This is a genomic window from Synechococcus sp. R65.1 (assembly GCF_047461755.1).
Taxonomy (GTDB): domain Bacteria; phylum Cyanobacteriota; class Cyanobacteriia; order Thermostichales; family Thermostichaceae; genus Thermostichus.
On record NZ_JANSHU010000001.1, the window covers coordinates 276,296 to 282,441 of the forward strand.

Here is a 6,146-nt window from a genome sequence, read left to right on the forward strand (position 1 = left end):
ATGGGTAGAGAGGGGTATGAGACCAGCTCTAACGGGTGCTCACTAGCTCTGCTTGCCGTTCTGACTCCGATTCAAGCTGGGGCCGGGCCCGCTCCAGCAAGCTAAGATCCCCTTCTCCGGCTTGGGGAACGACAAACTCTCGACGCGCCAGCACAATGGCCCCGATCAACGCCATCAGCAGCAGAACGGAGGCCAGCTCAAACGGCAACAGATAATCGCTAAAGAAATGCCCCCCGATCACCATAGCGCTGCTTAGAGGCTGGATTGGCTGCAGAGGCCAAGGAGTGTTGAAGGCCATCACCGTAAGCAGGGCAAACAGACCCAAACACACTGCCGCTGTCACTCCATTGCGCAGCCAGCCCAGCTTCAGAGGGGCAAAGGTGTAGCGCCGGTTCACCAGCATAATGGCAAACAGGATCAGTACGTTGACGGCGCCGACGTAGATCAAAACTTGGGCGGCGGCCACAAAATCGGCATTCAAGAGAAGGTACAGCCCAGCTATGCTCAGGAAAACGCCCCCCAAGAGAAAGCCGGAATAGACGATGTTAGGGGCCCAAACCACTCCCAGGGCAAAGCCAATGGCCATTGCCGAGAGCACCCCAAAGCTAACCAGTTGTACGCCTTCTGCAAGGGTCATGGGATCTTCTCTATCGCTGCTCCCTTACCACTGTACTGCCCTGGCGGATTTAAGAGAAGCCCGACTCCTTTTTCAGATCGATAGAGAAATCTCTAGAGTTGAGTCTCACCAACTGCCGCCCGCTCCGCCACCTCCGCTGCTACCGCCCCCGAAGTCTGAATCTCCACCTGAATCTCCACCGAAGTCTGAATCTGTGTCTGTGTCGCTGAGCTCGGGGATGACCACCTCTCGCTCGCTGCGGTACCCGCAGATAGGACAGCTCAGGATTTCCAGCTTCAAGCCGCTAGAGGAATAGGTGGCTTCCCTGAGAACCTGGGTGGTGAGGTCAAGGGTGAGAGCTTGACACCGGAGGCAATAGAGGTGGCGATAAAATGCATTCTCGCGAACAACCACAGCTGCCCCCTGACAGCTAGGGCAAAACCAGCCGTAGTAGCTGGCTCTGCCCCGGCTTTTGGCCAAGCGATCTCCCGGGGAGAGGCACGTATCGAGAACTTGCGCCTGGATGGGGCGCATGGGTCGACCGCAGCTTTGGCAGACCACGGGCTGAAAGGGGATCCCCCGCTTCTGGCACAGGGTGCCGTCGGTCACCACAGCCGCCAGGAGGGGCAGCGTCAGCACCAGCCAGTTGCCACTGGCCGACATCAGGAAGAGGCCAAGGCAAAGGGAGCCGGAATAGAGAAACAGTCGAATGGGATCGCTCTGGAGCGAAGAGAGAGCAGCCGCCTCTTGAGTTCGACGGGTCAGGGGGATAGCTCGTCTTGTCCCTCGCTCGGCCTTTAGGTAGACCGGCAAGCGGGAGCGCTGCCACCCCACCCCTAGGATGATGATCCCCAATAGCAGCAGGATCCCTTCCAGGGAGCTTTGGGCAACAGCCAGGGATCCCGCTCCAACCGCTTGAGGAACGGTTGCAGGGGAAAGAGAGGTGGAAGCCTGCTGCCCCTGCAGGGCTGAGGCCAACTGCCGTACTCCCGCTAGGGTGCCGCCGTCGAAGTCTCCGGCGCGAAACCTGGGCAGGATTTGCTGGTCGATAATCTGCTGAACCTGGCTGTCGGGGAGGAGGGTGGTCAAGCCTCTGCCTGTCTCAATCTCTATCCGCCGATCTCCTACCGAGACGAGGAACAACACGCCGTTGTTGCGGCCAGCCTTGCCAATGCCCCAGTAGTTGAATAGTTGCGTAGTGAACGCTTTCGGTGTGGCATATCCCTGGGTATTGGGTACCGTAACCACCGCCATCTCGGCACCGGTGCGCTGCTCAAGCTGGGTGATAAGGCGGTTCAGCTCGTTTTCGGTGCTGCTGCTGAGGATGTTGGCGGTATCGGAAACCCACCCTCCATACTGACGGCGGGGGTTGGGCACTTGTTCAAGGGTAATGGCCCAAGCGGGCTGCGGCAGTAGGAAAATGCCTAGCAAAACTGCCGCCCAAACTTTTGGCATGGCCTACCTGGCTGAGCGCTGCCTTGGTTTTAGCACAGCTATTGGGGATGGAGAGGGTAGCAGTCTCTTGCTGCTTTGCCTTTGGTGTTTGTCGACACAAAAAATAGCGCTGGGACGAGTCTTGGCTTTCCTCTTTTCGCAGGGGAAAGAGGCTAGAGCTCTAAGCAAGGGAAAATCTTCTTCGGTCTAGCTGCAAAGCCTTCCGGATTTTTCTGCACAACTCTTTTTCAGCAAGAGTCAAGCTATTTCTTGCTCCCTCGATGGTTGATTAGAAACCAGAAACTAAGCCAGCAGTGAGGGCCAGGCTTCTTCTTGCCATTCCACCTCAAAGCACTCCTGGGCCATGCGGAGAAAATGCTCAATCAACTCAGGGATCCCTGGCGCCCTTGGGCAAAGGTCGTACACGCCAATCACCTGCGAGCCGGGCAGGTACTGTTCCCAGAGCGCTAGATTGGGCCGCAACAGGAGGGATCCCTGTTGCAAGATCCCCCAAGGCTGCCACAGTTGGGCGTTGCCCATGAGCTTTTTGCCTCGCCAGCTCAAGTCAGCGCGGGTACGGGAGGCAAAGCAACTGATTTTATTGCGGTAGCCTGGATTTGGGGTTGGGCGGTTCTGACCATCCGTCCGGCTGGGAGCAGAAACAGGCGGATCCACTTCAACGCCCAGCGCGGCCAGCCCCTGAACCCAAAAGCGGCAGCAGAAGTCGTACACGCAGGCTCGCTGCAAACGGGGTAGGCGAGCTTGGAGGTAAGAGAGGGGCAGCACCAAGCTGTAGGTGAGCTCTGCCCCCTCTTCAGCCGCCTGATGCAACACCGCCCTTCCCCCCGTGGGCCGGCGCACCACTGGGATCCCTGGCGGGGGCTCCCAAACCTGATGCCTGCCTAGAGAAAGGGTGAGCCGATCCCAGCCATAAAAGCGCAAGTAGGGCTTGGGGACGTGGCGCAGCCGCTGCAAAAGCCAAAAGTCCTGTTCCATTTGCCAGTTGCCAGCGGCCACGCGATAGGGCAGCCAAGAGCCCTGGGATCCCATCTCAAGCAGGCGGAAACTCTGCTCGGAGCGGCTCGTCGTACTCGTCGGCCAGGCTGGCCACAATGGTAATGGCGCGGGAAATTTCGCCCGCTGTGATCCCTTCTAGGGTGCGGTAATGGTTTAACACCACCTGGTTGTTCCAGATGCAAAAGCGCGCTTCCAGAGTGTCGCTCCAGTTCTTCTCCAGCAGCTTCCGCATGAGCTTAGCCGGCTCCGCCACCGGCAGAGAGAGAACGGGAGACCACACCAACAGGGTATCTTCGGGGGATTCGCCGCTCAGGTGGACGAACACTTCCACGGTGCCGTAGGTGAATTTCCAGGTGTGCCCCTGCTCGTGGTTTTCGTAGGCGGCATCTTCTTTGAGGCTGGAAACCACTGCCGAGACTATTTCAACGTAGCGAGGGGGCTCTTCCACTAGTCCTGGAAAAACCTCTGAGGAACGTTCGATGAGCGGCTCGCTGTAGGCCATGGCCTTTTTCCCTACTCCCTGTCAACCACCTTAACTATACTCCCTAGGAGTCTGAGCTCCTAGCCGGATCCGGCTTGCGCCAGAATGGAGCTGCTTTGGGTTAACTGCAAGCGCGATGGCAACTGCATCTAGCCCATCCCAGAAAGCTATTGGTATTGTGGGAGCCTTGCCAGAAGAAGTGGCCATGCTCACCCAGGCCATGGAAACCCATTCCGTCCATACCTACTTGGGGCGGCAGTTCCATCAGGGATCCCTAGCTGGGCAGCCGGTGGTGGTGGTTCAAGGGGGGGTGGGCAAAGTGCGGGCGGCAACTACGGCAGCTCTGCTGGTGGCCCATTTCCCCATCGGGGGAATCATCTTTACCGGCGTGGCCGGCGCCTTGGCCGATCATCTCCAGATGGGAGATGTGGTGCTGGCCCATGCCGCCATCGAGCACGATTTTGGCACTGGCCGCCCAGAGGGCTTTGTCTTGGGGATCGACTTCATCCCCGAGTTGCGCCATCCTCTAGCCGAGGCCGATAGGGCCCTCTACGACCTGATTGTGCCTCAGCTGGAGCGGATCCCTCTCCACCCTCTGCAGGGACGGCAACCGGCCATCCACCAAGGTCTAGTAGCCACCGGCGATGTATTTGTGGCCGACGCCAACCTACGGCGCCAAATTCGCGAGCGCACCGGGGCCCTGGTGGTGGAGATGGAAGGAGCGGCAGTGGTGCGGGTGGCGCAAGAAGCTGGGATCCCTTGTCTGCTGGTGCGATCGGTCAGCGATGTAGGAAGCGATACCGATTTTCTAACTTTTTTTCAGACAGCGGCTCTCAACTCGGCAGCGGTGGTTCACAGCGTTTTGCAAAGCTTGCCTCCTCCGCTCTGAAAGACTTATACAACTCCGGAAAAAAGCGGACTTTTGCTCCAGAACGACCCGTAGCTAGCAGCAGAGCCCACCTTCACTACCCCACTAGTCCACAGGCGTCACTTCCCGTCGAGCTGACGAGAGTTGCTCCTTGCTCTTGATCGAGCACACAGGCTGAAGACGGAGCTAACTTTCGCCTAGGCAGAGTGCCTACCCGAAGAAATGGATCTGCTCGCCTACTAGCCTAGCTAATCCACGTGGAGGCAGAAGGTGCGTTGGCGAGGATGCACAGCATGCCCCAAAGTGGCCTCCGGCCCGCTACGCGAACGGATGGAGTTCAAGTCGAGGACTAGAGGAAAGTCCTCATCAATCTAGCTGTAGGGAGGAAGCGCCGCCCGCCAACAGAGGTTACTAATCCTACTCCGGTACAAGCGAGACGGAGTCCTCAACACCCCTGACCTTAGCCCTAGGGTAGCTTGCCGTAATCCTTACCCGAAAAAAACCTTAGCCCCTGCTCTTAAACAGGGGCTCCCTCTAAGCTAAGTCGGAGCGAAAGGATTTGAACCTTCGACCCCCACTACCCCAAAGTGGTGCGCTACCAAGCTGCGCTACGCCCCGACGCACCTGTACCAGAGATCCTCTCTGGAGGTGCTCTACTAAGCTAGCACTAGAAACTGGATCTTGGCAAGAGTTCCCCCCCGGCTGCCAAATCCTGCAAGGGACATGCTAGCCTGGTTAGGCTGTCAAAATCCCACACGCCTGAACCACCGGGTGCCCTTAACTGGGATCTGTTCAGGCGGAGGCTAACCCGTAGGAGATAACTGAACCATGGGCATTGTCACTTTGCCTCAACTGTTGGAGGCTGGAGTTCACTTCGGTCACAAGGCCAGCAGCTGGAACCCCAAGATGCGGCCCTACATTTTTGCTGAGCGCAACGGCATCCACATCATTGACTTGGTGCAGACAGCCCGCTACCTCAATGAAGCCTATGAATACGTGCGGGAGGGTGCCGAGAAGGGCTGGCGCTTTCTATTTGTCGGCACCAAGCGGCAAGCTGCTGGGATCATTGCCCACGAAGCCACCCGCTGTGGCAGCTACTACGTCAATCAGCGCTGGCTGGGGGGCATGCTCACCAACTGGGCCACGATGAGAACCCGTATTGATCGCCTCAAAGAAATCGAAGAGATGCAAAACAGTGGCCTGCTCGACCGCTTGCCCAAACAAGAAGCAGGCCGCCTAAGGCGTGAGTTGGCCAAGCTGGAGAAGTACCTAGGCGGCATCAAGACCATGCGCCGGCTCCCCGACGCTGTGATTATCGTCGATCAGCGGCGCGAAGCCAACGCCGTCCGAGAATGCATCAAGCTTAAGATCCCCATCATCTCCCTCCTAGATACCAACTGTGACCCTGACCTCAGCGACGTCTTCATCCCCGCTAATGACGATGCCATTCGAGCGATCAAGCTGATTGTAGGCAAGCTGGCCGATGCCATCTACGAGGGGCGGCATGGGCAGCTCGACACCGTCGAAGAGGAAGAGTACGACTACGAGGGGGCTGTGGATCTAGAAGAAGACATTCTGGAAGACCTGGGAGACGAAGGGGAGGCCGACGAGGGCGAGTAGCCCCAAAGGGATCCCAGACCCCCCCTGGCATTCCCTTGCCTCCTTTCTGCCCCATACCCTTGGGGAGCTAGGTTTAGAATTATTTCCCAGGGGAGCGGCTGCGGAGCTTC

At 58.2% G+C, this 6,146-nt stretch carries 6 protein-coding genes and 1 tRNA gene; 2 read left to right on the top strand and 5 right to left on the bottom strand.

Annotation, left to right across the window (positions count from 1 at the left end):
• Positions 1 to 28: 28 nt before the first annotated feature.
• The 4 genes from NW814_RS01440 to NW814_RS01455 all read right to left on the bottom strand — a co-directional run bounded on the left by NW814_RS01440 (position 29) and on the right by NW814_RS01455 (position 3,569).
• A complete protein-coding gene (locus NW814_RS01440) occupies positions 29 to 637 on the bottom strand; it encodes an NADH-quinone oxidoreductase subunit J (protein WP_414404906.1) in 609 nt (202 codons plus the stop codon).
• Positions 638 to 742: 105 nt separating this feature from the next.
• A complete protein-coding gene (locus NW814_RS01445; protein ID WP_414404907.1) occupies positions 743 to 2,071 on the bottom strand; it encodes a TPM domain-containing protein in 1,329 nt (442 codons plus the stop codon).
• Positions 2,072 to 2,353: 282 nt separating this feature from the next.
• A complete protein-coding gene (locus tag NW814_RS01450) occupies positions 2,354 to 3,100 on the bottom strand; it encodes a lipoyl protein ligase domain-containing protein (protein WP_414404908.1) in 747 nt (248 codons plus the stop codon).
• A gap of 1 nt (position 3,101) precedes the next feature.
• On the bottom strand, positions 3,102 to 3,569 hold the full coding sequence (locus NW814_RS01455) for a YbjN domain-containing protein (RefSeq protein WP_414404909.1): 468 nt from the start codon (positions 3,567 to 3,569) through the stop codon (positions 3,102 to 3,104).
• A 115-nt stretch (positions 3,570 to 3,684) separates the two neighbouring features.
• Between NW814_RS01455 and NW814_RS01460 the strand changes: the two genes are divergently transcribed.
• Positions 3,685 to 4,437 (top strand): 5'-methylthioadenosine/adenosylhomocysteine nucleosidase, encoded by a 753-nt coding sequence (locus NW814_RS01460; RefSeq protein ID WP_414404910.1) that lies wholly within the window; start codon positions 3,685 to 3,687, stop codon positions 4,435 to 4,437.
• A 523-nt stretch (positions 4,438 to 4,960) separates the two neighbouring features.
• Here NW814_RS01460 and NW814_RS01465 read toward each other — a convergent pair.
• Positions 4,961 to 5,034 (bottom strand) — tRNA-Pro (locus NW814_RS01465).
• Between the two features lie 210 nt (positions 5,035 to 5,244).
• Between NW814_RS01465 and rpsB the strand changes: the two genes are divergently transcribed.
• A complete protein-coding gene (gene rpsB, locus NW814_RS01470; RefSeq protein WP_414404911.1) occupies positions 5,245 to 6,036 on the top strand; it encodes a 30S ribosomal protein S2 in 792 nt (263 codons plus the stop codon).
• Positions 6,037 to 6,146 lie beyond the last annotated feature (110 nt).